This is a genomic window from Nocardia camponoti, assembly GCF_014646135.1.
GTDB classification, from domain to species: Bacteria; Actinomycetota; Actinomycetes; order Mycobacteriales; family Mycobacteriaceae; genus Nocardia; species Nocardia camponoti.
This window is the reverse complement of sequence record NZ_BMMW01000002.1, coordinates 348,456-368,569: the sequence shown is the minus strand read 5'-3', so window position 1 is coordinate 368,569 and position 20,114 is coordinate 348,456. Positions and strand designations below refer to the sequence as shown.

Annotated in this window: 25 protein-coding genes, 1 tRNA gene and 1 pseudogene; 3 read left to right on the top strand and 24 right to left on the bottom strand. The window is 64.6% G+C overall.

The window, feature by feature from the left end; all coding sequences use genetic code 11:
• Positions 1 to 9 precede the first annotated feature (9 nt).
• From IEX78_RS24170 to IEX78_RS09920, 6 genes and pseudogenes are all read right to left on the bottom strand, one after another.
• Positions 10 to 150, bottom strand: a pseudogene (locus IEX78_RS24170) (IS3-like element IS3502 family transposase); the annotation flags it as partial.
• A gap of 9 nt (positions 151 to 159) precedes the next feature.
• Positions 160 to 1,122, bottom strand: a complete 963-nt coding sequence (locus tag IEX78_RS09940) for a hypothetical protein (protein ID WP_229683849.1) — start codon at positions 1,120 to 1,122, stop codon at positions 160 to 162.
• Complete coding sequence (locus tag IEX78_RS09935; protein ID WP_188828625.1) at positions 1,119 to 2,135, bottom strand: glycosyltransferase family protein; 1,017 nt, start codon at positions 2,133 to 2,135, stop codon at positions 1,119 to 1,121. The genes IEX78_RS09940 and IEX78_RS09935 overlap by 4 nt, the downstream gene beginning before the upstream one ends.
• A 9-nt stretch (positions 2,136 to 2,144) precedes the next feature.
• Positions 2,145 to 3,437 (bottom strand): serine--tRNA ligase, encoded by a 1,293-nt coding sequence (serS, locus tag IEX78_RS09930; RefSeq protein ID WP_188828624.1) that lies wholly within the window; start codon positions 3,435 to 3,437, stop codon positions 2,145 to 2,147.
• A complete protein-coding gene (locus tag IEX78_RS09925; RefSeq protein ID WP_268240890.1) occupies positions 3,430 to 4,107 on the bottom strand; it encodes a histidine phosphatase family protein in 678 nt (225 codons plus the stop codon). Before IEX78_RS09925 ends, serS begins: the two co-directional genes overlap by 8 nt.
• A gap of 4 nt (positions 4,108 to 4,111) precedes the next feature.
• Complete coding sequence (locus tag IEX78_RS09920) at positions 4,112 to 5,359, bottom strand: methionine adenosyltransferase (protein WP_188828622.1); 1,248 nt, start codon at positions 5,357 to 5,359, stop codon at positions 4,112 to 4,114.
• On the opposite strand from IEX78_RS09920, the gene IEX78_RS09915 reads away from it, so the two are divergent.
• Complete coding sequence (locus IEX78_RS09915; RefSeq protein WP_188828621.1) at positions 5,322 to 6,836, top strand: serine hydrolase domain-containing protein; 1,515 nt, start codon at positions 5,322 to 5,324, stop codon at positions 6,834 to 6,836. The two genes, IEX78_RS09920 and IEX78_RS09915, sit on opposite strands and share 38 nt — an antisense overlap.
• Here the strand turns inward: IEX78_RS09915 and IEX78_RS09910 are convergent.
• From IEX78_RS09910 to IEX78_RS09830, 17 genes are all read right to left on the bottom strand, one after another.
• Complete coding sequence (locus tag IEX78_RS09910) at positions 6,817 to 8,007, bottom strand: helix-turn-helix domain-containing protein (RefSeq protein ID WP_188828620.1); 1,191 nt, start codon at positions 8,005 to 8,007, stop codon at positions 6,817 to 6,819. The genes IEX78_RS09915 and IEX78_RS09910 overlap by 20 nt on opposite strands.
• 128 nt (positions 8,008 to 8,135) lie before the next feature.
• Entirely contained in the window at positions 8,136 to 8,543 is a 408-nt protein-coding gene (locus IEX78_RS09905) for a hypothetical protein (protein ID WP_188828619.1), read from the bottom strand.
• Positions 8,544 to 8,837: 294 nt separating this feature from the next.
• Entirely contained in the window at positions 8,838 to 9,482 is a 645-nt protein-coding gene (locus IEX78_RS09900; protein WP_505806436.1) for a DUF4062 domain-containing protein, read from the bottom strand.
• A gap of 762 nt (positions 9,483 to 10,244) precedes the next feature.
• The gene (locus IEX78_RS09895) at positions 10,245 to 10,577 is read right to left on the bottom strand and encodes a hypothetical protein (RefSeq protein ID WP_188828617.1); all 333 of its coding nucleotides are present in this window, start codon (positions 10,575 to 10,577) and stop codon (positions 10,245 to 10,247) included.
• On the bottom strand, positions 10,577 to 10,909 hold the full coding sequence (locus IEX78_RS09890) for a hypothetical protein (protein ID WP_188828616.1): 333 nt from the start codon (positions 10,907 to 10,909) through the stop codon (positions 10,577 to 10,579). Before IEX78_RS09890 ends, IEX78_RS09895 begins: the two co-directional genes overlap by 1 nt.
• Before the next feature lie 163 nt (positions 10,910 to 11,072).
• Positions 11,073 to 11,876 carry a hypothetical protein gene (locus tag IEX78_RS09885; RefSeq protein WP_188828615.1) on the bottom strand — a complete coding sequence of 268 codons (804 nt, stop codon included), beginning with the start codon at positions 11,874 to 11,876 and terminating at the stop codon, positions 11,073 to 11,075.
• A gap of 187 nt (positions 11,877 to 12,063) precedes the next feature.
• On the bottom strand, positions 12,064 to 12,354 hold the full coding sequence (locus IEX78_RS09880) for a hypothetical protein (protein ID WP_188828614.1): 291 nt from the start codon (positions 12,352 to 12,354) through the stop codon (positions 12,064 to 12,066).
• A complete protein-coding gene (locus tag IEX78_RS09875) occupies positions 12,351 to 12,728 on the bottom strand; it encodes a helix-turn-helix domain-containing protein (protein ID WP_188828613.1) in 378 nt (125 codons plus the stop codon). The genes IEX78_RS09880 and IEX78_RS09875 overlap by 4 nt, the downstream gene beginning before the upstream one ends.
• Entirely contained in the window at positions 12,709 to 13,047 is a 339-nt protein-coding gene (locus tag IEX78_RS09870; RefSeq protein ID WP_188828612.1) for a hypothetical protein, read from the bottom strand. Before IEX78_RS09870 ends, IEX78_RS09875 begins: the two co-directional genes overlap by 20 nt.
• On the bottom strand, positions 13,040 to 13,294 hold the full coding sequence (locus IEX78_RS09865) for a hypothetical protein (RefSeq protein WP_188828611.1): 255 nt from the start codon (positions 13,292 to 13,294) through the stop codon (positions 13,040 to 13,042). The genes IEX78_RS09870 and IEX78_RS09865 overlap by 8 nt, the downstream gene beginning before the upstream one ends.
• Entirely contained in the window at positions 13,291 to 13,596 is a 306-nt protein-coding gene (locus IEX78_RS09860) for a WhiB family transcriptional regulator (RefSeq protein ID WP_229683848.1), read from the bottom strand. Before IEX78_RS09860 ends, IEX78_RS09865 begins: the two co-directional genes overlap by 4 nt.
• The gene (locus tag IEX78_RS09855) at positions 13,593 to 13,937 is read right to left on the bottom strand and encodes a hypothetical protein (protein ID WP_188828610.1); all 345 of its coding nucleotides are present in this window, start codon (positions 13,935 to 13,937) and stop codon (positions 13,593 to 13,595) included. Before IEX78_RS09855 ends, IEX78_RS09860 begins: the two co-directional genes overlap by 4 nt.
• A 190-nt stretch (positions 13,938 to 14,127) precedes the next feature.
• Entirely contained in the window at positions 14,128 to 16,203 is a 2,076-nt protein-coding gene (locus IEX78_RS09850; RefSeq protein ID WP_229683847.1) for an AAA family ATPase, read from the bottom strand.
• A 106-nt stretch (positions 16,204 to 16,309) separates the two neighbouring features.
• Positions 16,310 to 16,603, bottom strand: coding sequence for a hypothetical protein (locus IEX78_RS09845; RefSeq protein WP_188828609.1), 294 nt, complete (start codon positions 16,601 to 16,603; stop codon positions 16,310 to 16,312).
• Between the two features lie 112 nt (positions 16,604 to 16,715).
• Positions 16,716 to 17,120, bottom strand: a complete 405-nt coding sequence (locus IEX78_RS09840; protein WP_188828608.1) for a hypothetical protein — start codon at positions 17,118 to 17,120, stop codon at positions 16,716 to 16,718.
• Positions 17,117 to 17,653, bottom strand: coding sequence for a hypothetical protein (locus IEX78_RS09835; protein ID WP_188828607.1), 537 nt, complete (start codon positions 17,651 to 17,653; stop codon positions 17,117 to 17,119). Before IEX78_RS09835 ends, IEX78_RS09840 begins: the two co-directional genes overlap by 4 nt.
• 89 nt (positions 17,654 to 17,742) lie before the next feature.
• The gene (locus IEX78_RS09830) at positions 17,743 to 17,931 is read right to left on the bottom strand and encodes a helix-turn-helix domain-containing protein (RefSeq protein ID WP_188828606.1); all 189 of its coding nucleotides are present in this window, start codon (positions 17,929 to 17,931) and stop codon (positions 17,743 to 17,745) included.
• Positions 17,932 to 18,041: 110 nt separating this feature from the next.
• On the opposite strand from IEX78_RS09830, the gene IEX78_RS09825 reads away from it, so the two are divergent.
• Both IEX78_RS09825 and IEX78_RS09820 read left to right on the top strand, forming a co-directional pair.
• Positions 18,042 to 18,734 carry a helix-turn-helix domain-containing protein gene (locus IEX78_RS09825; protein ID WP_188828605.1) on the top strand — a complete coding sequence of 231 codons (693 nt, stop codon included), beginning with the start codon at positions 18,042 to 18,044 and terminating at the stop codon, positions 18,732 to 18,734.
• Positions 18,727 to 19,923: a tyrosine-type recombinase/integrase gene (locus tag IEX78_RS09820; RefSeq protein WP_188828604.1), complete on the top strand. Its 1,197-nt coding sequence runs from the start codon at positions 18,727 to 18,729 to the stop codon at positions 19,921 to 19,923. Before IEX78_RS09825 ends, IEX78_RS09820 begins: the two co-directional genes overlap by 8 nt.
• A gap of 80 nt (positions 19,924 to 20,003) precedes the next feature.
• Here IEX78_RS09820 and IEX78_RS09815 read toward each other — a convergent pair.
• Positions 20,004 to 20,077 (bottom strand) — tRNA-Leu (locus IEX78_RS09815).
• Between the last annotated feature and the right edge of the window lie 37 nt (positions 20,078 to 20,114).

Here is a 20,114-nt window from a genome sequence, read left to right as displayed (position 1 = left end):
TCCAGTACCAAACGCCTCGGCCAGGGAGTTATCGGCGCTCGTGTCCACCGCGCCCATGGATTGAGTGACACCTAAATCACGGCGGAGTTCCGCGAAATCGCTCGCGTTGTACTGACTTCCGTGGTCGCCATGGAAGACCGCACCGGCTAGCTGTTGCGGTCAGTGGGCTATCTCGTTGTCGATCTGGGTTGCGATCGCTGGCCATGGCAGCGCAGGCGGGACGAAGGTGGACCAGTATTCGCAGGCCGATCTTGTGGCGCGGCTGACACCGAGTTCGCTGACGCTGGGCGATACGTTGGTGAGAAGTCGGCGGATAGTGCCGCCGCGTCCGCGTGGGCCGGGGCGGACCCCTTGTCCGATCACAAGGGCTGCGGTGCGCACCGCGTCCAGGGTATTCGGTGCCAGCGATGAGCGTCGCCCATGGACGTTCATGAGCCAGTCGCAACGATGTCGTGCCCACCGGAGGCGTTCTAGGCCGGAGCCGATGTCAGTGACGAGGTGATCGGGGTTGGTGGCGTTCCAGAGCAGGACGATGTCGCTGATTTCCATGCCTGCGTGCTCGATGTGGAGGGTGATTCCGTTAACTGGTCCGCGTTGCCACACCTGGGTTTGTCCGGTGATGCGGAGGTGGCGTGCGTGTAGCCCGATCGCGCCGAGTATGCCAATCCAGCTATCGAGGTGGGTGGCGTGATCGGTGATATTGCGGATGCGGCTGACCTGGGCGATGTTGACGAATGAGGTGAGGAATCCGTCGGCGAGTTGGCCGCTCGGTGTGCGATCGCCGGTGAATCGCACGACGGGCTGGGCGAGGAAACCTTCGCGCAGCATGATCGGCTGGTTGTCTTTGAGATAGGGGTCGGCGGCTTGGATGGCCGAGATGGTGAAGTCGGTGTCGCGTCCGCAGGCCAGCGGGAGAGGGGTCGCGCGGGCTATTCCGTGGCTGTTGAAGGCGGCCTCAAGGCAGCCAAGTAGCTCGATCCAATCAACGGCTCGTCTGGGTGGGGCATAAAGTGTTGCGGCACAACGCGATTCGATGTCTAGTTGCATTTCGTGGCGATGGATGATCCAGCGGTCGCCGAGCGCGCGGCGCAATGCGTGGACCAGATGGTCGGCGTGATTCACAGGTTGGCCAATGTGGTGAAGTGCTGGGCTGGGTCGAAGCGGGTGAGCCCGATCGCTTGAACTGCGGTGGGTTTGAGGCTGGCTGCGGATGTGATGGCGTCGGCTAGTCGTCGGGCGGCTTGGTCATCGTCAGCGTCGGGGTCGGTGAGCGCGATGCTTCCGGTGTCCGGGCACAGGGCCGCGTCGGCGCAGGTGCCGGTTCGCCAGGTGAGCGCGGCGATGGGGGTTCCGGTGCGCATGGATTCGCCGAGGGTGGCCACGCCTGCCTCGATGTAGGTGCGTGAGCAGGTGTAAACGTAGGTCGCGGCGCGTGCGAAGGCGTCGGTTTTGGCCGCGCCGCCGAGTTCGCCCACCATGCGGACGTGGTCGGCGCGAAAGAGCGCGGCGTGGTGCTCGACGTAGTCGTCGTCGAAGATCGGGCCGACGATATCGATCGTGCGGCCGAGGAGCGCGGCGGCCATGATCGCGAGGTGGGGAGCCTTGTCTCGATCGATTCGGCCTACCCACACCAGGTCGCGTCCGGCTCGTGGGGCTGGTTCGGATTCGTGGAAGCCGAATTGGACCGAAAGCGTTTGGATCGGATTGTGCGCCGCGTAACGGGCGACCATTTCCGGTGAGTAGCAGTACAAGCGAGACATTCGCCCGTCGAATGCCTCGTCGGTGTGAGTGAAGTCGGGGTTGTGTTGGAAGGTCGCGATCTGGGTGCTGAGGGTGTCTGCGACGTCACGCCAGGCTTGGCGGGATGGGTACTCGTGGCCGGCGATGAGCAGGTCGTACTTCGTGGCTCGTAGTTCGCGTGCCGCTAGCGAGTTCGGGGCGATGGCCTCAAGGCGGGGCGTGCGGATGGTCCACGTGTCGGCGAGTTCGCGTCGCCACGCGGGACCGATGAGGTGAACATCGGCACCCGCGCGGCGCGCACCAACGGCACACGCCCACAGCCAGCGTTCTATCCCGCCGTACCCGAGCGGGGGAAACAGGTAGTTACTGGGGAAGTCGCATATTCCGACAAGCATCGGTTGGCCTCATGACTCGGTGGTGCCGTCGGCGTTGATCTTCGCGAACCCGGTGAAGGGGACGAGGACCTGCGGAATCGTCACCGATCCGTCCTGGTTCTGGAACTGTTCAAGGATCGCTGCGACTGTGCGGCCGATCGGTAGCGCTGAGCCGTTGAGGGTGGCGGCGAGTTCCTTCTTGCCGTCCTTGTCCTTGACACGGATTGCGGCGCGGCGGGCTTGGAAGGTGCCGCAGTCCGAGCAGGAGCTGATCTCTCGGTAGGTGTTCTGGCTGGGGAGCCAGACCTCGATGTCGTAGGTGAAGGTGGCGGAGAAGCCGAGGTCGCCCGCGGCGAGCTTGACGACGCGGTAGGCGAGCCCGAGTTCGCGCAGGCAGGTTTCCGCGTGGTCGAGCATCAGGTCGAGACGTTCGCGCGACTCGGCCGCGCGCACGATCTGAACCAACTCGACTTTATGGAATTGGTGCTGGCGCAGGATTCCTCGGGTGTCGCGGCCGTAGGACCCGGCTTCGGAACGGAAGCACGGGGTCCAGGCGGTGTAGCGGTAGGGCAGCGCTTCGGCGGGCAGGATCTCGTCGGCGTGGAGGTTGGTGAGCGGGACTTCCCCGGTGGGGATGAGGAACAGTTCTTTGTCCGCGAGGCTGGTGCGGAACAAGTCATCCTCGAACTTGGGCAGTTGCCCCGTGCCGGTCATCGTTGTTCGGTTCACCAGGTTGGGTACCGAAATCTCTTGGTACCCATGCCGATTGATGTGCAGGGCGAGGAAGTAGGTGGCTAGGGCGCGTTCGAGCGCGGCCCCGGCTCCCTTCGTGACGCTGAAACGCGACCCGGACAGCTTCACCGCACGGGGGAAGTCGAAGATTCCCATCGCCTCGCCCAGGTCGACGTGATCGCGAGCCTGGAACGCGAACGCGGGCGGGTTGCCGTGTCGGCGGATCTCGACATTGAACGCCTCGTCGGTTCCGTCGGGGGCGTCGTCGGCGGGGAAGTTCGGGATGGTGAGCAGGACCTCGCGCAGTTCGGCCTCTGCCTGGGTCTGTTCGGCCTCGACGGTGTGGAGCTGGGCGTTGAGGCCACGCGATCGCTCGCGCACCGTCGAGGTGTCGGCTCCGGTCTTGGCGAGTTTGGCGAATTCGTTCGACAGCTTCTTGGATTCGGCACGCAGGTCGTCGGCCGTCTTGATTACGCGGTTTCGGCGTTGGAACAGTTTATCGATGAGACCGAGGTCGAGGCAGTAGCCACGGCGCGCGAGGCGGTTAACCGCCACCTGGCCGAGGTCGAGTAGGGCGCGTGCGTCATGCATGGGGAGCCTTTCTGCTGGTGGGGATCTGGACAGCGATCTGGGGTGGGAAGGCGCCAAGGTCGACGCGCCAGTTCTCGCCAATCTCGCGGTTTTCAAGCTGCCCGATGAGCCGCGTGGTCAGGCAGCGGAGTTCGTGATCGCCTATCGCAACCGGAACGAGTCCGGCTGCCGCTGGGAAGAAGACATCCGCCAGCGTGGCGTTCGGGTGGCGGCGCGTCCACTGAATTACCGAGACCAACAATCCATGGGCGACAACCAGACGCGGGCCAGACCAGTCCAGGGCTGTGTTCAGTCCGTGCATCATCCGAAGGATGCCGGACCGTTGCGATTCTTGTGCGTTGGGTGGAACCTGGTCTGGACCATGTTCGGCTAGCCAGATGGCGTACTCGGTGAAGTCCGCGCCCTCGAACACCCCGTAGTCCAGTTCCGCGAGAAGCGGTTGCTCAAGCAGGGTCGTTGTCGTGGGAGTGAGCCGTTCAGCGGTGTGTCGGCATCGGTGAAACGGGCTTGTCATCGCCGATTTAAAGGTGGCCGTTGGTAATTCGTTGCGGGCTGTTTGGCAGGCACGCAGGCCCTCGCTGGTCAGTGGTACTTCGACGGCAGGATCGCCGTTGAGCCGGAACTCCACGCTGTAGGTGGTCGGTGCATGTCGTAGCAAGTATGTGGTCATCGATCTAGGCCAATACCGTTGTGCCAGAGAGGATTTCATCGGTGAGTGCGGGGAAGCTAGCGAGTGTCTCGTGGATGAGTTCGTTAACCTCGGCGGCTTCGACCGCTCCGGTCGTTCGGATGAGAATGCGCCACGGCCGATCCAGGCGTTGTCCTGTCGCGCTGACCATGTGGACCTCGGCGTAGTTGCCGCTCACCTCGTGCAGTCGTTGCGCGAGCCGTCGAGCGGCGACGTTGTAGAGCTTGCCGACGTGATACACCGGGTTCTTGCCGTTGGCACCCTCGACGTTCATCGGCCGCAGTGGTGTGATGAGTCCGTTGACGCGGTTGCCGCGCCCGACGACGCCCTCGTCACCGGATTCGATGGAGCTGCCGGTGTAGGTGAGGTAAAGCTCGTCGCGGTCGGGGATATCGCGGGTGTTGATTCGGAACCGGACGGGCACATCCGGCATCGCGGTGAGGGCGAGCTGGTGGCATTCGGCGAGCACGGCTTCCTTATTGGCGAGGTAGGCCATGCGGTTGGGGACGTGCGCGCACTTTTGTGGCACGCAGGCGACGATGTCGACTTCCTCGGGCGTGCTGTAGCCCATGATCTTCACGTCCGAGCCGCACCACGGATTGGCCAGCGTGAACGGGCTTGTGGAGGAGAAATGATCGGCGACGGTACGGGCGAACTGCTCGAAGGGGCTGTCGGGGGCCCAGCCGGTGCCGAGGGAGGTGTCGTTGGAGAGGCGCACTCGGTGTTCGCGCAGGTCCATGATGCTGTTGGGGTTGAACCATTTGACGCGGTCGGGTGTTTCGGTGTCGACGTGGACCGCGCCGGGGCTGGAATTGCTGGTGACATTGAGTCGGATATCGAGGTGGCCGTCCAGTTCGGGCAGGCGCTCGTGGAAGAAGCCGCGCACAGTGTCTTCGATGATGTCGTCGACGGGAATGGTGCGTCCAGCGCACGAGCGGGCCGCTCGGCCATTGACTAGAACGCGCACGGGATCGATCATTCGGCCCGAGCCGTAGCGCACTTCGCTGGCTCCGCCGAGTAGCGCCAACTTGTCGAAGTTGTGGTGCAGGACGGCACCGAAGTCGTCGAGAGTGACGCGGCTGTAGACCCGCGACAATACCTCGGCGAGGTGGTCGGCCAGCGTGTCGGGATGCCCGAGACCCTTACGCTCGACGATATTGGTCGAGGTTGGCGCGGGGATCTGTGGCTCCCAGTCGATGGTGCAATCGTCGATTTTGGTTCTGATGTGCGGCATCGTGACTCCCCAGATGTGGAACTGCTCGGCGCTGGCGATGCCCGCCCCGAGGGTGGCTGTGAACCCAGCATCCCGGGCAAAACCACTGGTCGGAAGTGGTTGGCTGTGGACAAACTGGTTGTCCACAGCCGAAATCGCCAGTTGTGGGATGCTGGGTTGGACGGAAGGGGACGTGGTGAGTGTCGAATTCGGGGAAGGTCTCGCAGCGCGAGTCGCCGCGGTGCGGCATGATGCGCGGGTTCCGAGCATGACGGTCGCGGTCGCCGAGGCCGATACATTGCTTGGCCAGGCGTCGGCGGGCTACGCCGACGTGGAGAACTCGATTGCGGCCACGCCCGAGGTGCCGTATCGAATTGGGTCGATCACCAAGACATTCACAGCGGCCACCGTATTGATACTCGCCGAAGAGGGAGCTGTTCGGCTTGTCGATACGGTCGACCGATTCATTCCAGGGACGCCCTTCGGCGATGTCACCATCGCATCGCTACTTTCGCACTCAAGTGGTTTGCAGCGCGAAGCTCCCCTTGATATGTGGGAAACTATGCAGGGGCCGAATTCGGCTGGTCTACGCTCCGCGTTCGTCGACGTGGAACTAATTGCGCGACTGGGAGAGCGGTGGCACTACTCGAATCTCGGCTACGCCGTTCTCGGACAGATTATCGAGACGGTGACGGCGCAGCCTTTCGAGAGCGTCATCGAGCACCGGCTCTTGACGCCGCTGAAGCTCGGGCGCACCACATGGAGTGCACCTTCCGACGCCGCTGTCGGCTACCGCCTCGATCCGCATGGCGGCGGTGTGCATCGAGAGCCGGTGATGGACCAGGGCGCGATTGGCGCGGGCGGTCAGCTGTGGTCGACAGCTGGCGACCTGCTGGTATGGGGCGCAGCGCTGCTGGGAGCAAACTCAAATGTCCTGTCGCACTCTGTTATTGACCAGATGCACACCTTGCAGGTAATGGTCGATCCTCACGAATGGACGCGTGGCTGGGGTCTCGGATTGATCCTTGAGCGTTGTGATGAGCGGATTCTTGCTGGACACACCGGGTCTATGCCGGGGTTCCAGTCGGCATTGCAGCTGGACAGGGTGAACCAGCTCGTCGTCGTCGCGCTGGCCAACGCGACCCGGGGTGTCGATCTCTGCGGCTTCGCGACATCCGTCTTGCTCGACATCCCGGTGGAAGATCCGATGCTCCTGGACGGCGGGTACCCGCTACCGTGTCCACCCGAAGTTCAAGCGATTCTTGGCAGTTGGTGGTCTGAGTCGGATGAGACGATCTTCGGCTGGGGAGGCAACGCGCTACATGCGCATCTTGCCAGTGATCCGGGCCGCACCAGCACGACATTCGTAGCGCTGGGAAACGGGCGCTATCGGGCTGATATCGGCCGATTGCGAGGCGAGGTCTTGGTGATCTCGGAGTCAGCCCAAGGTGTCGAAGTACATTGGGCTACTTATCCATTCACTCGTGTGCCGCGATGAGCGCCGTCACGCGGACGGCCGCTTCCTCGGCTGCGTGACAGCGTGAACCAGCGAGCTGTGTTTCGACTCCTCTGAATAGGTCGAGAACTCTCGATGAGACAGGGCCTGCGTTAAGGCCGTCGATCGCACCGTCAACGCTGTTGGCTGCGGCGTCGGGTTCGTCGAGCTCGATTTTTGCGGCGGCGTGCTCAAGTTGCCAAATGGTCCGATTCCGCAGGAAGGCATCCGGGCTAGCCGCGTGCTGCTCGGAGAACGCTTCGATGGCACGGTCGGGCGAGCCGAGGTCGAGCATGCATGAGCCGCGATGCCCAGCTAGCGCGGCGGCATCGAAAACGTTGAGCCACAAAGGGTCTGGAGTGTCTTCGCGGTGCCTGCCAAGCTCGCTCTCGGCTTCGATGAGCATGTGGGCGCACAGCTCGGACTCGCCGAGTCGAGCATGGGCGCGCGCGGCCATGGTGGCAACGAAGGCGGATAGGCGGCGGTTGCCGCTTCGTCGAGCCCAGGCAAGCGCGCCGTACGCTTGCGCGACGCCGGTTGATGCATCCCCGTGCCAGGTGGTCATGAAGGCGGCGTTGGGGCCACCGATGAACGCAACGAGCTCGATCGCATTGGCTTGCTGGGCATTACGTCGCGCCTCGGTGAATGCCTTGTCCGCTGCAGTGGTATTGCCTCGATCGAAGAGCATCCACCCGGCTAGCTGATAAGCCTCAGCAACACCTCGGCGTAGATCATTTCGGAGGTCGGCCGGGTGGCGCTCCATCGCAATCGACGACGCCGACCGCGCGCCAGCGATCAACTTCTTCGTCTGTCCAGCGGACATCGTGTGGTCGGCGGCTCGGACGTCAGCGGTGAGCTGACGAAGCGTTCGACCGACGGTTTCCGGGTCTACGTCGCCCGACACCGGCGTGGTGGCAATGATGGCGGTAAACGGTTCAGCTAGCCGGATCAGTCGGCCGTCGGCGTTGAGCGCTTGATCGAGGAGGATGACGGTATCGCGGTGGGCACGCCGTTCGGCCCGCTCGATCCGTGCCAGGAGGTCATGGCTGATATTTACCAGCGGAGCGAGCTGGCGAAGCGACAATGCCGCTGCTGTCCGCCGGGCGCGCAGCTCGACTCCGAACCGCTGCTCGGCGGTGCGGTGTGGTGCGACGCGTCCCCTAGGCGTGGCCATGGGCCCAGTATCGCTCATGATTCTGAAATGCTCACTGGCACTGGACTGTATGTGCGCGCTGAACTTGAGCAGGCACCCTATCGCCGGGGTCGGGTCGCAACTCGCTCTACCAGAGTGGTGTTGCCCAGTCACTCCTTGAGTACTGAAACGATCGACAGGTCGACACCTTTCGCCTTCAGTAGTCGGTCCTGCCTGCCAAGGTTCACCTGGGTGAACGTGAACAGGCTGGTCGCGTTAATGGCCTCTTTCTCCTTCGCCATAACAACCACAACCTTCTTCGGTTTGCTTACCAGGACGGCCGCCGCGACTCCTGTTGCCAGATCGATGCTGGCACCTGAAAGACCTGCCACCGTACTGGCCCACGCGACAGGCTTATCGGGAGTTCGTCCCCAGTAGAGGACCGATGGCCGCACGCCCACCATCACGTGTTCCTCGGTGAAGTCCGTGTACTTGTCCCGGATTACCTTCTCCAGCGTTGGAAAGCCAACCAGCCGGTAGAGGGTCATGCGCGTCTCGGTGCTCGGTTTGCGTGCCACGTCTTCTATCTAGGGGTGGGCTGAGGGTCTGTCAAGGTTGAGCTCAACGAGCCCCGCAGAGGCACGGAGCCGAGCTTGATGACTGGGCCGATGGGCGGATACGGGTCGAGCTAGCCGACGATGACGTGCCGGTCGTCGAAGTCGTCAAGGCGGGGTTCGGCGCCATGGCCGGACAGAAACTCGCGCAAGTCGGCGATGGATGCCAATGCGGCGGAAGCCGCCCGCCCCGGCTGCGACTACTCCGGTGGTTGAGCTTCCGTCGAATGTGGTGCCGCTGTTTGGTCGTCGGTTTGGTTAGTGGAGAGTGACCGGTAGCTCCTCGGACTGAGGCTCAGCACCTTCGATCCACTTGAGCTTTGCAACGATCTGCGAGGGTAAGCCCATGTGGAAACCGGCTGTCCACCTGATCTTTTGAAAGGGCGGAAGATCAAACGCGGCACGGCTTTCGCGATAGACGGATTGCTCCCATTCACCAAGGTCGACCTGAAGCTCGTTTGCAGTTGTCGCACCACTCTTGTTCTCGACTACGACGTATGTGCGCTCTTTTCCGCGATAGTCGACCTCGCGCTCAACGTGTAGTCGGGGCATTGCGTGTTCTCCCTTTCGGACCACAGCGGGCGAGCTGAGCCCCAACTTGCTGATGTCGCTCTCGACTGCATCTCGCACTTTGTATGCCAGGTCGTTGAGATCGGCGTAAACGCCAAGCAGCCCTTTGCCCTGGAGCTCCTCACGAAAATTTTGCAGGCGAGTGAGCTCGGCTGGACTCGTACGGCGGTCAATGGGTTCATCGGAAAACCAGACGTGTACGGGCTTGCCGGTCGCAGCGGCGCGTTCGATCTCTTCAGCTGTGCCAGAAACGGCGTTGTCTGTTTCCTGGCCGAGCTTCGAATCGAAGAGCGCAATCACGATGTCGGCATCGTCAACGAGCTGGGAGTTGATAACACTTTGCCCGCCGGAAGCGCTTAGCGTTGGAACCGCGTCGGTCTTCCAAAATCGGGGCAGCAGTACGGTCTGCGCGTTCTCCGCTCGAGACCCGTTCCAGCCGTATAGCGCGTTCTTGACAGCTTTGACCTCGGGGGAGGTGTCGCCGGGGGAGGAGAATCATGACCTTGAGCACATTCGCCGCGAATGACATGGATCGGATTGTGCCACTGACCTCCGACAAGCCCGGCCAAACCACCCCCGCGCCGGGTGGTGCCAGGGTGGCGACCGCCGCTTTGCGCCGTGACCTGCGGCGAGACTCGCCTACCTGCGGTGAAAGAGTGCCCCCAGTCGGACTCGAACCGACACTGTGCGGGTGTGATTTTCCGACTTTCGTCACGTCCGATTACGTTCGGGTAATTCCGTAATTGTCTTGTCGCACAACACGTTTCGGGACGGTTCCTGTCCGGTAGCGTTCGTGACGAATTGGCAAGATTTGGGGGCGTTTATGTCCTGAAAGTGTCCGGCAAGTCGCCATGTCGAGGCCGTTGCCCGTCGAATATCGGCCGGTGCAAAAAACCACCTGACTGCCGCGAGTTGGGTTGCAATCCGTTGAATCTCGTTGATTCCCGTTGATTTTCGGTGAATAAACGGTGACCGAAAATTCAGCCATCGAGCCACTGAATGGCAAGCCAGCGGAGCTGGCGCGGCAGCCTTCCCTATGGACCGCTCGCGCATTGCTCGGCCACGTCGCCGCTGCACCAACGTCCAAGCGGGCAATCAGTGGTTACTGCGGTCAACGCTGGTCGGCGCGGCGGGGGTAACCACTGCCGTAACAGCAGTGGTTACCCGTTGTCTCGCGTCGGGATCTGGAAGCAGCTCGTCGTCGGCGGTAAGGGTCAACGAGTCGGCGGGGTCGCCATCGCTGCGGGCGGGGTGATCGTCGGGCAGCTCGTAGCGGTGCAGGCGAACGGCCGCGCCGTTGGTGATCGTGTCGCGGTGCGGGTCGGGTAGCCCTAGCCGCTTGGCGTACCGACCGATCGCGTGATCATGCTCGGCGACGAGGTGGTCGCGGATTGCCTCACGGGCAGGTCGCGCGATCCGGCGGGCCACTACGCGCCCCGATGCCAGCGAGCGTTAGCGGCGTATTGGTGGCGTGCGGACTTCGGCGCGGGCAGCTCGTCGGCGGTGAGCTTGAGCGACCCGACCAGCCTCGCGAGTTGGGCACGCGCTAGGCGAAGCTCAGTCATCGCGGGGTTGAGTTTGCCGCTGTCGGTGAGCACCTGCTCGGCCGCAGTTTCCAAGCGGGCAATGTCGTTGGCCGTGGCTTCGACGAGCGCGAGAATGGCGAGGTCGCGCTGGTCGAGTTCGATGCCGTCGCCTAGGTCGCGCCGGATCGAGTCGACCAGCGTCGCGCCAGGCGTGCGGCGGTTGCGTGGTGGCATATCGTCCCCTGACCTGGTCGTTTCCTACGTGTCATGCAATGCGCGGAATGGTTGGCGCTATGCAGATCCGCCCAAGTGACTAATCAGTCCTGGGTGGACCCCCACCCTCGGAGCAGCTGACCTACTGGCCAGGTGCTCCGTTGGTGGGTCTGATCGGTGTTGGTTAGAGCGTTTCGGGGTGCGTCGCGGCGTATTCGCGCGCCTGACGCTCGGCATCGGCGGCGGTGTAGGCCGCGCACAACTCCTTTGCGCGGGTGAGCGTGTTGAGCTGGAGGGTTGTCGTGGTGGCAAGGCGAAGCCAGCGACCACCGCGTTGCCCACCGACTGGCGCGCTCATGTACCGACCGGCGTTGAGAATGTCGACGGACTCGTCACGGACATAGAACAGCGCTTGAGTGACGCCGGTCGGTGACCCGTAATGCATCCACGGCAGTACCCCGAGGCAACCGACACTGCCCGAGCCGCCCAGCTGGCCAACGATGGCGTCGTTGATTCGGTCGAGCACTTGGCGATGCTTGGGCAGCGCGATCCATGCCGCGATCGCTTCGTCGCCAAGGTCGAGAACCTGCTCGGCTTGAGTGTCGGGGGTGATCCATTGCGCCGCGGCTTGAATGCCCGCGACAGCGTCGTTGAAGGCCGGGCGCAACGACTCAATGATTTGGTCAGCCGCGCTGTCGTTGAGCGTCTTTTTGAACTGGCGGGCCAGGTCACTGGCTGCTCTGGCTTTGAGTTCGGCGACGTTGACGACCGGCTGCGCGCGGGCTTCGTCGAGCAGCTTGCTCGCGTTGGCCGCTGTCATCGTGCCGTTGCGGATCTGCGAGCCAATGTCGACAGTCTCGCGATCCCACGCCGTAACCGCGTCGAGAGTTGCGAGGATCGACGTTAGCGACGCGGGGACGTTGCCCCCGGCTTGCTTGACGTCGTCGACGAATCGGCGGCAATCCTGCTCGTTCAGGTATGCGCTCATCGGCGTTGGTCCTCTCGCGTTGGTTGCCAATGTGGCGGGTAGATGTGCGGCGGTTCGGCTAGGCGGAGCTGGCCGGACCCGGTGATTATTTCTCCCCGCCGCACCCGTTCGAGGAAGTCGACGCCGGACTCGTCATGCTCATCGGCGGGCGTTGCGTCGCCAGGTGCGCCGGTTGCTGGGCGTGGCATTAGACAGCCCAGTTGGCGGGGTAGCCGCTGCTGCGGTCGCCGGCGCGGCGCGGTTCGGCCGTGGTGGTGGTTGGGTCGCCGGCGCGCTTGGCGGCGGGCTCGTCGAGGTTGCCGTGAACTTCAGCAAGGAATGTCGCCAACCCGGGGGCATCGAGTGCGGCGACGTAACGAACAGCGATGTCGCGCGCGAGCTGCTCGTCAATGGCCAACCCCGCAAGGTCGGGAGCATCGGGGCGCTCGGGCAGCTCGTTAGCGGTCGGGGCGGCGGGTCGTTTGGTTGGGCTCGTCATGCTGGTCGGTCCTTTCGGGCGTCGGCGTAGGCGGCGACAGTCGCAGAGTTGAAGCACCAATCGCGCCCAACCTTGCGCCCGTCGAGATCGGTGACGATGCGGCGAACGTGGCGGGTGCTGACACCTAATGCCCGTGCCGCTTCGGCCGTTCCGATCTGATCTGAGGATGAGCGCGCGGCGGGCTCGGGCTGTCCGCGTACGGACTCGGTGACGGCGGCGGCTTCGCGGGCCAGGCGTAGCCGCCTGTAGGCGCGGCGCACCGCGTCGGGGATAGGTGCGCCCGTGCGCTGCCTGGCGGTGATCAGTTCGCGCACCGCGAGCAGCGTCACGTCAATGTCGGCCAGCGTCAGCGGCTCACCTGCGGGTGTGCTCATCGCCCGACCGTGGGGGTGCAGTCGCGTGAACGCCTACCCCGACCGCTTGGTGCAGTTGCGGCGAGCGGTCGAGCAGGTGTGGGGATGGCGGTGGCCACGCGATGGCTTTGCGGTAGCGGCGGGCCAGGCGGTAGCGGTTGCGGTCGTCGCGGGTGATGGTGCGGTCGGATAAGAGTCCGGTGATCGCGTCGTCGATCCCGCGCTGTAGCTCGGCCATGATCACGGCGCGCAGCTGTGCCTGCCTGATTGGCCCGTACAGCGCTAGGGCGTGGACAACAGCCCGACGTGTGGCTTTGTCGGCGGTGACGGTCTCAGCCATGCCAGCACCGCCGGATGACGCGGGCCATACGCTGGGGCAGGCGAGTGTCAGGCCGGGAATTGTCACGGTGACGTTTTCCGGCGTGGTGCTCGTCGAGTGCGCCCAACGTTGCCAGGGTGAGCGCGTTGTCAATCTGGGCGTCGGTGAGTCCTCGGGCGCGCAGTAGCGGGGTGGCCGCGTGTGCTGCTCGGGCCATCTCGTCGACGATCGCGGCGAAGCGCTCGGCGGTGATGGTGGGGGCGTTCATGCGGCGTTCTCCTTCCTTGGGGGTCGCCCGACCGGTCGGGCAGGCGCTGGGTAAACCGTTGCGCCCCAGACTCCTTGGGGCTTGTCCTGTTCGGCAGCGGCATCGCTGCACGCGACCTGGACCCGACACTGGCCGCATACGCGGATGGCAGCGGCGTGGCGGAACTCGCGGTCGTCGGGGTCTTCGCGGATCTCGTCATGCTCGGCGTCGAAGAACGGGGCCATCCCGGCGCACGCGGCACCGGTGAGGCGTTCGTCGACGAGTGCGGCCAGCGGTGAGCGGGGGCGTCGGGTGGCGGTCACCGTGTGCGCTCCTGGTTGAGGGTGCGTGCTCGCGCGCGCGTAGGGGCCTTTTTCGCGTGGGCCTCAACTCCACAACCTCGCAGGTCGCGGGCGGTTGAGGGGGTCAACCCCTCAACCTCGCTGCTCGTGGGCTCAACCGGTCGGAAAATGGCGTCGGGTGCGCGCACGAAACGCCCGCGGCGAGTTGGTTGCAGTTGCCCGCGTCGGCAAGCCGCGGTGAGCAACGCGAGCGCCTGGCCCTCGTTGATCCCCAGCTCGGTGGCGAGCATCGCGGGCGTCGTCGCGCCGACGTTGAGCACGAAGCCCACGGCCAGGGTGACCGCGCGATCGTCGACGCTCATGACGTGGCGTCCAGTTCGTGTGCAGGGCACCGTTTTTCGTCGGGGTGGTGGTCGGCCACCCGGTTGCGGCATTGAGTGCCTAGGGCCGTTTCCGCGCCGCATGTGCGCAGTAGCGAGCGATGCCGTTGGCGCGGTCGTTGCGGTTGCGGTTGCGGCAGCTCAGGGAAGGCGTCGATGGTCTGGCAGGTGCTCATGCGGCACCGTCCTCGGCGAAGTCGAAGCTCGCTTCGTTGGCGGGCTTGTCGACGCAATCGGGGTGGATGCCAGCGGCGGCGGCGATGGGCCCAAGTTCGTAGCCGCACACGTCACACGTCACGTCGGGGTGACGCCCTGGCGGGTCGAATTGGGCCACGTTCTCGCCAGTGGGGCCCGTAAACGTGGGCTGGCCCAACTGGCCCGACTGTGCAGTTGGGCCAACAGGGTCGCTTGCATTTGCGCTGGTCGCGCCCAGTTGGGCCAGTGGGGCCAGTGGGGCCACGTCTACGCGCGTAGGCCCGACTGGTTGGCGGGGGTGGCCCGACTGGTCGACAGCCGGTAGCGACCAGTGCGAGACGCGCGGGAATCCAGCGCTCGTGTAGACGACTCCGAGCTTTTGCGCGGCGCGCTTGAGCGTGCGCTCAGATATTCCGGCCTTCTTCGCTTCGGCCTTCACGTCACGCGCGGGGGCGCTGCCGTTCTCGGTGAGGTAGTCCTCTAGCCACGCTTGCGCTTCGGCGCGCTCGCTACCGTCGCGCTCGGTATCGGGGTTGCGCAGCACATCGCCCACGGTCCGATCCGATGTGCCGATAATCGAGAACTTCGCGACCTCGGCGGTACTGCCTGAGTCGGTGGTGACCGCTTGGGATTCAATGCGGTAGATCAGCGCGAGGTCCTCCTGGCCCATCGAGTTCTTTTCCTGCGACATGATCCGGTCGCCCGCGTCGGACTCGGGATCTTTAGCGAAGCCGAACACCGCGCGCGCGAGCTCGCCGAAGGCAGACGAACCGTTGATGCCCGCGACGACGTCACCGTTGCCGGTCTTGCGTAGGTGAGCGATGCCGATCACGAGTCCGTCGATGCGGTCGGCGAGGTGTGCCCACGGTTCGAGCAGTTCGCGCACCTCGTTGTTGCGGTTGATGTCGACCTTGCCGCCCAACGTCGACATGAGCGGGTCGACGACAACGACGCGTACCCGGTGCGCGACGAGCTGGCGCGCGAGGTCGTCGACATGCTCGGCGGTTAAACGCGAGGCTTTGCCATCGGATTGCACCTCAGGGAAGAACACGCGTGTTAGATCCGCGCCAGCGGCGCGCAGCGAGGGTTTCACTACGTAGGTGAGCGATTCCTCGGCGGCGATGTAGGCGACGTTGACGGGCGAACCGTGCCAGCATCCGGCGAGGCTGCCATTTGATGCTTGCGCGGCGAACCAGCGGCCAGCGGTGGACTTGCCCGCGCCCGGTCGCCCAGCGAAGAGCGCGAGCGTGCCGACGGCGATGCGGCCATGTCCGTCGTAGGTCCATCCCCACGTTGGCACGTCGTCGGCGATCTCAGCGAAGGCGACCAGTCGCACCGAATGGGCGGGCCGCGCATCAGCGAGGGTCACGAGCGCGGCGACGGAATGCCCGGCGGTGATGTGGTCGGCTAAGTCTTTGCCGTCCTTGGCTTTGGCAACGGTCACCGATGCCGCGATGGGGCCAAGGTGTTTGGCGACGGCGTTAGCGCGCTCGCGGCCTGGCTCGTCGTCGTCGGCCACGATGACCACGGGCCGACCTGCCAGGGGTTGCCAATCAGCCTTGCCGGGTGAAGTTTTCGCGCCCGTTGCTTGCGAAACAGCATGTGCGCCAACGGTTTGCGCGGCGCGTACGTCCTTCTCGCCTTCGACGACATAGACGACGGTCGCGCGATCGGCGGGCAGCTTGTCCGCTCCGAACAGTGTGCGGTCGGCCTTGTTGCCATCGTGGGAGAATCTGCGCTCGTCGTCAGCGCTGTAGTAACGAACGACTTTGCGGCCACCGGGGTAGGTGTAGGTCGTGCGCGGCTTATCGAACAGATCGGCCATCCTGAGGCCAATCGCGGCGAGCACTTCGGCAACGTCGCCGTTGTGGCAGTTGAGCAAAACGCCATCGGGGTAGCGGCGGAACGTCGTTCCCCGGTCGGCGCTGCTGTGCCCCGGTGTTGATGCGCTGCCGTGGTCGCCCTTGTCGTCGACGGTGCAACCCGCTTCGCGTAGCGCGTCGACCACGCGGGCGTAGGCGCTGCCCGGTCCGGTTGCCCTAGGCTGAGCCATAGGTGAAGCTCCTTGCGTTTCGAGGAAAACGCCCCCGGTCGAGCTCGGTCGATCCGGGGGCGTTCTCGTTGTCGGAGTTAGTGCTCGGGTGTCGGGGTGTCGTGCGTTAGGTCGGGGGTTGTGGTTGGCCGATCGCGTTGGCGATGACGTCCAGCAGCTCGGCCACGGCAGCGCGGCGCGTCGAGTGCCCGACCGTGGTTATCCAGCGGGCTTGCTCGTCGCCGGGCAGACGCCAGCTGGCGAACCACCGGCGCGCGGTCAGCACGCCGTCGTGGTCGTCGCGTTCGGCGACGACCACGCCGATGCGCTGGCCTGAGTCCAGGGCCACGCGGTAGGCGCTGGGCCGCTCGTCCGGACGCGGGTAAGGCGCGACCGATGGCACGCGAATGAGGCGGGTCACCGATTGCCGTCCTCGGCCAGGTCGACGCGCTGGCGGATCTCGTGAGCGATGACGCTGGCGAGTAGGTAGAGCGTCGGGGCACCGATACCGGCGAACACAAGGGCGTTGGCGATCACGGGCGCTCCTGCTCGTCGACGACAGCCAGGATCGCGCTCACGTCAGCGTCGAGTTCGGCGAGCTGGCGGGCGTTCTCGTCGTCGGCCAGGTGCTCGCGGTCCTGCTCAGCTGCGACTGCGGCGGACGTATTGGAGATGGCCACGCCAGCGCGGCGCGCAGCGTCGTCGAGGTAAACCAACGCTCGTTGCCAAGCCGCGGGCGCGGGCATCGCCCGGATTTCGTCAAGTGCGGCGTCGAGATCCGGCAATGCGCCGATCTGAATCACCAAGCTGAGCTGCTGCCCGTACCGGCGGTGAAGCACGTCGAGCCACTCGTCGAGCGTTGCGCGCATGGGGTGCATCGTCAGCCCGACCAGTTGCGCAAACGCCCAAACGAAGTCGTCGCGTTCGTCGTTGCTCATCGCTGCACCTGCTCGGTGTCGTCGAGCTGGCGCGCGTTGTCGGCGGCCAGGTGCTCGCGTGCCCGTTCGGCCAGCTCAATCGGGTGCAGATCGGCCAAACCAACGGACTCGTTGTCTTCGATGCCATCGACGTGCACGACGGCGAGCAGGTGCGAGAACGTCGCGGGCTCAAAGCCCACGTAGCCGTCTTCGTCTTCGTGGAGCAGGGCGAAACGCTCACCGTGGTGAGGGATTCGGGGCGTTTCGAGTTGGTGCGTGCTGCCGTCGCTGCCGAAGAAGGGCCACGCGACCGGCAGCCCTAGACGGCGTTGAAGATCCGCGGCCAACTCAATCAGCGGCTTGCCGGTGAGTTCTGAGACCTGGGCGAAGTGGGTCATGGTGACCGGGTACTCACCGGTGAGGATGGCGCGGGCGCGTTCGACAGGTTCGCCGATGCGAGCGGCCCAGGTGGCGAGGTCAACGAGGGCCAGGGCGAGTGCCATGTACAGCGTTCGTGCCGCTTCGCGGTTGACCGGGACGGGGGTAGGATTCATAACTGATCTCTCTGATTTGGTGTCGGACTGGTCGATTGGCCCGTGAGCAGTTACCGCTGCTCGCGGGCCGTTTTCATTGGCGGGGGACATCAGGCCGCGCCCTGTTCGGCGCGCTCGATGAACTCGGCGATGGCGTCGGATGAGATGAGGCGACGACCGGCGACCTTGACGGATCGCAACTTGCCCTCGTTCATGAGGATGTAGACCGTCGACCTGCCGATACCGAGCTGCTCGGCAGCGGCGGGGATGGAGTGCAAGCGGTTCTGCTGTGGAGACATTCGAGCCTCTTTCGTATGAGTGACGAAGCATTTGCGCCATTCGTCGGTATCCATACGAGTTCTACCGGCGTCGGATGGAAAACGCAAGACATTGGACTAACGTCGTATCCATGACGACATGGGATGTTGAACTTGCAGCCCGAGTAGGCGGAGCGGTTAGGGCCTTACGCGAGGGCCATCAGCCGAAGTTGTCGGCGGCGAAGCTTGCGGAGGCCACGGAGCGATGCGGGTACGCGCTAACAAAGGCTCAGATCAGCGACCTGGAGCTGGGGAGGAAGAAGACCGTCACCGTTCCTGAGGTGATCGCGCTTGCGCTTGCGCTCAATGTCTCGCCCGTGCAGCTGCTCTACCCGGCATTACCAGACGGCGAGGTGGAGGTGTGGCCCGGGCATAAAACGCGCTCGATCCTTGCGACACAATGGTTTTCGGGCGAGATAATCGCGTCTGAAGCGAGTGACTACCCTAACGATGCCACGCCCGAGCGCCAAGTGTCGGAGCGGGTGGGAGTCGATCCGATAGTGCGCTCACGCGAGCTTGAGCGGTATCGGCACCGAGTCCTGAGCCTGGCGACGAGCATGGCTGAATATGACCTTGAGAGTGCGCGTAGGCGCGGAGACCCGGCGGCGATCGACGTTGCTAAGACACTTCTCGCCACTTACCGCGAAGTCGACAAGCAAGTGCGCGACTTCGTCGTGCAGGAGATGGCCGCGATGATGACAGCCGGGATGGATGTGCGTCCCGACGAGGGCATCGACGAGCTGTACCTGGAGGCGATGAAGAGAGCGAAGGGCGACGATGCCTAGGCAGCGCATGGCCCCCGGCATGTGGGGCAAAATCACCGTGCGTTGCGAGGGCGGTATGTACATCGCGATGGCGCGCGTACGCGACTGTGACGGGCAGCGACGCAAAGCCGAACGCAACGGCGCGAGCGAAGAGGCTGCCCGCACAGCGCTACTGGCGCATCTACGCGAGCGGACCGCGCCCGTGGTCGGGACGCTGGTCACGGAGAGGACCACGCTCGGCGAACTGTTCGACACCTACATCAGCAGTGCGCGCGTGTCGGAGCAATCGCGAGACCAATACACCAATGTGTGGAACCTGCACGGACGCAAGCAGATTGGCGCATTGCGCGTTCGCGAGTTTCCGGCGTCACGCGCGGACGCGCTGCTTGTCGGGATTGCCCGCGAGCGCGCCGCGACGGCCAAGACGTTGCGCACCGTCCTATCTGGCATGTTCAAGCTCGCGGTGCGCGCCGACGTGATTCCGACGAATCCCGTTCGAGAGGTGGACCTTGCGCGCGCGACCGCGCCAACGCCGGGGCTGCGACGGGGACCGCGTGCGCTCACGTCGAGTGAGTTCGCGACCTTGCGCGCTGCTGTCGTCGAGTACGCCAGGGTTACCGTGCCAGGCCGCAACGGACCTCCGCCGGGGCGGTTGCTGCCCGCGTTCCTCGACCTACTCCTGGCGACAGGTGGACGCCCGGATGAAGTGCTCGCGCTGCGGTGGTGTGACGTCGACCTGCTCGCCGATCCACCAACGCTCACGTTGTCGGGCACGCTCATTGACCACGGCCGGATCAAAGGCAGGCCGCTGCATCGGCAGGCGTACCGCAAGGGCGGGGCGGGCGATCACACCTTGCTCTTGCCGACTACGGCGGTCGACTCGCTGGCGGCGCTGATCAGCGAGTCGGGGCCGGGTGGTCCCACGCCGAACGCGCCGGTTTTCGCCAACCGTGACGGCGGATGGATGAGCTTGGCGAACATGCGCCGATGCTTGCGCGAAGCGCGGTCAGAGGGCATGGAGTGGGTGAAGTTTCGGTCGATTCGGCCGACCGTGGCGACGGCGGTTCGTGACGCGCTCGGCCCAGAGCACGCACAGGCGCAGCTCTCGCACGCGCGACTGTCGACCACCGAAGCGCACTACCTAGAGCGACGGACGACCGGCCCCGATGCACGGGCAGCGCTGGAGCGGTTCGCGGGTGCGCGAGAATGAATGTGTCCGGAAAGTGTCCAGTTTCGGTGCTGCCGCGCTGATTTGGTCGGGCCGTCCGTGGCATTTCCGCTGGTAGGGAGTGCCCCCAGTCGGACTCGAACCGACACTGTGCGGATTTTAAGTCCGCTGCCTCTGCCAATTGGGCTATGGGGGCGTGCCCGGACAGCGTAGCGAACAGTACGGGTGTACCG

Excerpts from the sequence above, each read along its gene's own strand:
- IEX78_RS09850 (WP_229683847.1), bottom strand. The coding sequence starts at position 16,203 with ATGGCTCAGCCTAGGGCAACCGGACCGGGCAGCGCCTACGCCCGCGTG.
- IEX78_RS09915 (WP_188828621.1), top strand. The coding sequence starts at position 5,322 with ATGGTGCAATCGTCGATTTTGGTTCTGATGTGCGGCATCGTGACTCCC.
- IEX78_RS09840 (WP_188828608.1), bottom strand. The coding sequence starts at position 17,120 with ATGAGCAACGACGAACGCGACGACTTCGTTTGGGCGTTTGCGCAACTG.
- IEX78_RS09890 (WP_188828616.1), bottom strand. The coding sequence starts at position 10,909 with ATGCCACCACGCAACCGCCGCACGCCTGGCGCGACGCTGGTCGACTCG.
- IEX78_RS09865 (WP_188828611.1), bottom strand. The coding sequence starts at position 13,294 with ATGAACGCCCCCACCATCACCGCCGAGCGCTTCGCCGCGATCGTCGAC.
- IEX78_RS09880 (WP_188828614.1), bottom strand. The coding sequence starts at position 12,354 with ATGACGAGCCCAACCAAACGACCCGCCGCCCCGACCGCTAACGAGCTG.
- IEX78_RS09870 (WP_188828612.1), bottom strand. The coding sequence starts at position 13,047 with ATGGCTGAGACCGTCACCGCCGACAAAGCCACACGTCGGGCTGTTGTC.
- IEX78_RS09855 (WP_188828610.1), bottom strand. The coding sequence starts at position 13,937 with ATGAGCGTCGACGATCGCGCGGTCACCCTGGCCGTGGGCTTCGTGCTC.
- IEX78_RS09830 (WP_188828606.1), bottom strand. The coding sequence starts at position 17,931 with ATGTCTCCACAGCAGAACCGCTTGCACTCCATCCCCGCCGCTGCCGAG.
- IEX78_RS09820 (WP_188828604.1), top strand. The coding sequence starts at position 18,727 with ATGCCTAGGCAGCGCATGGCCCCCGGCATGTGGGGCAAAATCACCGTG.
- IEX78_RS09825 (WP_188828605.1), top strand. The coding sequence starts at position 18,042 with ATGACGACATGGGATGTTGAACTTGCAGCCCGAGTAGGCGGAGCGGTT.
- IEX78_RS09835 (WP_188828607.1), bottom strand. The coding sequence starts at position 17,653 with ATGAATCCTACCCCCGTCCCGGTCAACCGCGAAGCGGCACGAACGCTG.
- serS (WP_188828624.1), bottom strand. The coding sequence starts at position 3,437 with ATGCATGACGCACGCGCCCTACTCGACCTCGGCCAGGTGGCGGTTAAC.
- IEX78_RS09875 (WP_188828613.1), bottom strand. The coding sequence starts at position 12,728 with ATGAGCACACCCGCAGGTGAGCCGCTGACGCTGGCCGACATTGACGTG.
- IEX78_RS09885 (WP_188828615.1), bottom strand. The coding sequence starts at position 11,876 with ATGAGCGCATACCTGAACGAGCAGGATTGCCGCCGATTCGTCGACGAC.
- IEX78_RS09910 (WP_188828620.1), bottom strand. The coding sequence starts at position 8,007 with ATGGCCACGCCTAGGGGACGCGTCGCACCACACCGCACCGCCGAGCAG.
- IEX78_RS09925 (WP_268240890.1), bottom strand. The coding sequence starts at position 4,107 with ATGACCACATACTTGCTACGACATGCACCGACCACCTACAGCGTGGAG.
- IEX78_RS09935 (WP_188828625.1), bottom strand. The coding sequence starts at position 2,135 with ATGCTTGTCGGAATATGCGACTTCCCCAGTAACTACCTGTTTCCCCCG.
- IEX78_RS09920 (WP_188828622.1), bottom strand. The coding sequence starts at position 5,359 with ATGCCGCACATCAGAACCAAAATCGACGATTGCACCATCGACTGGGAG.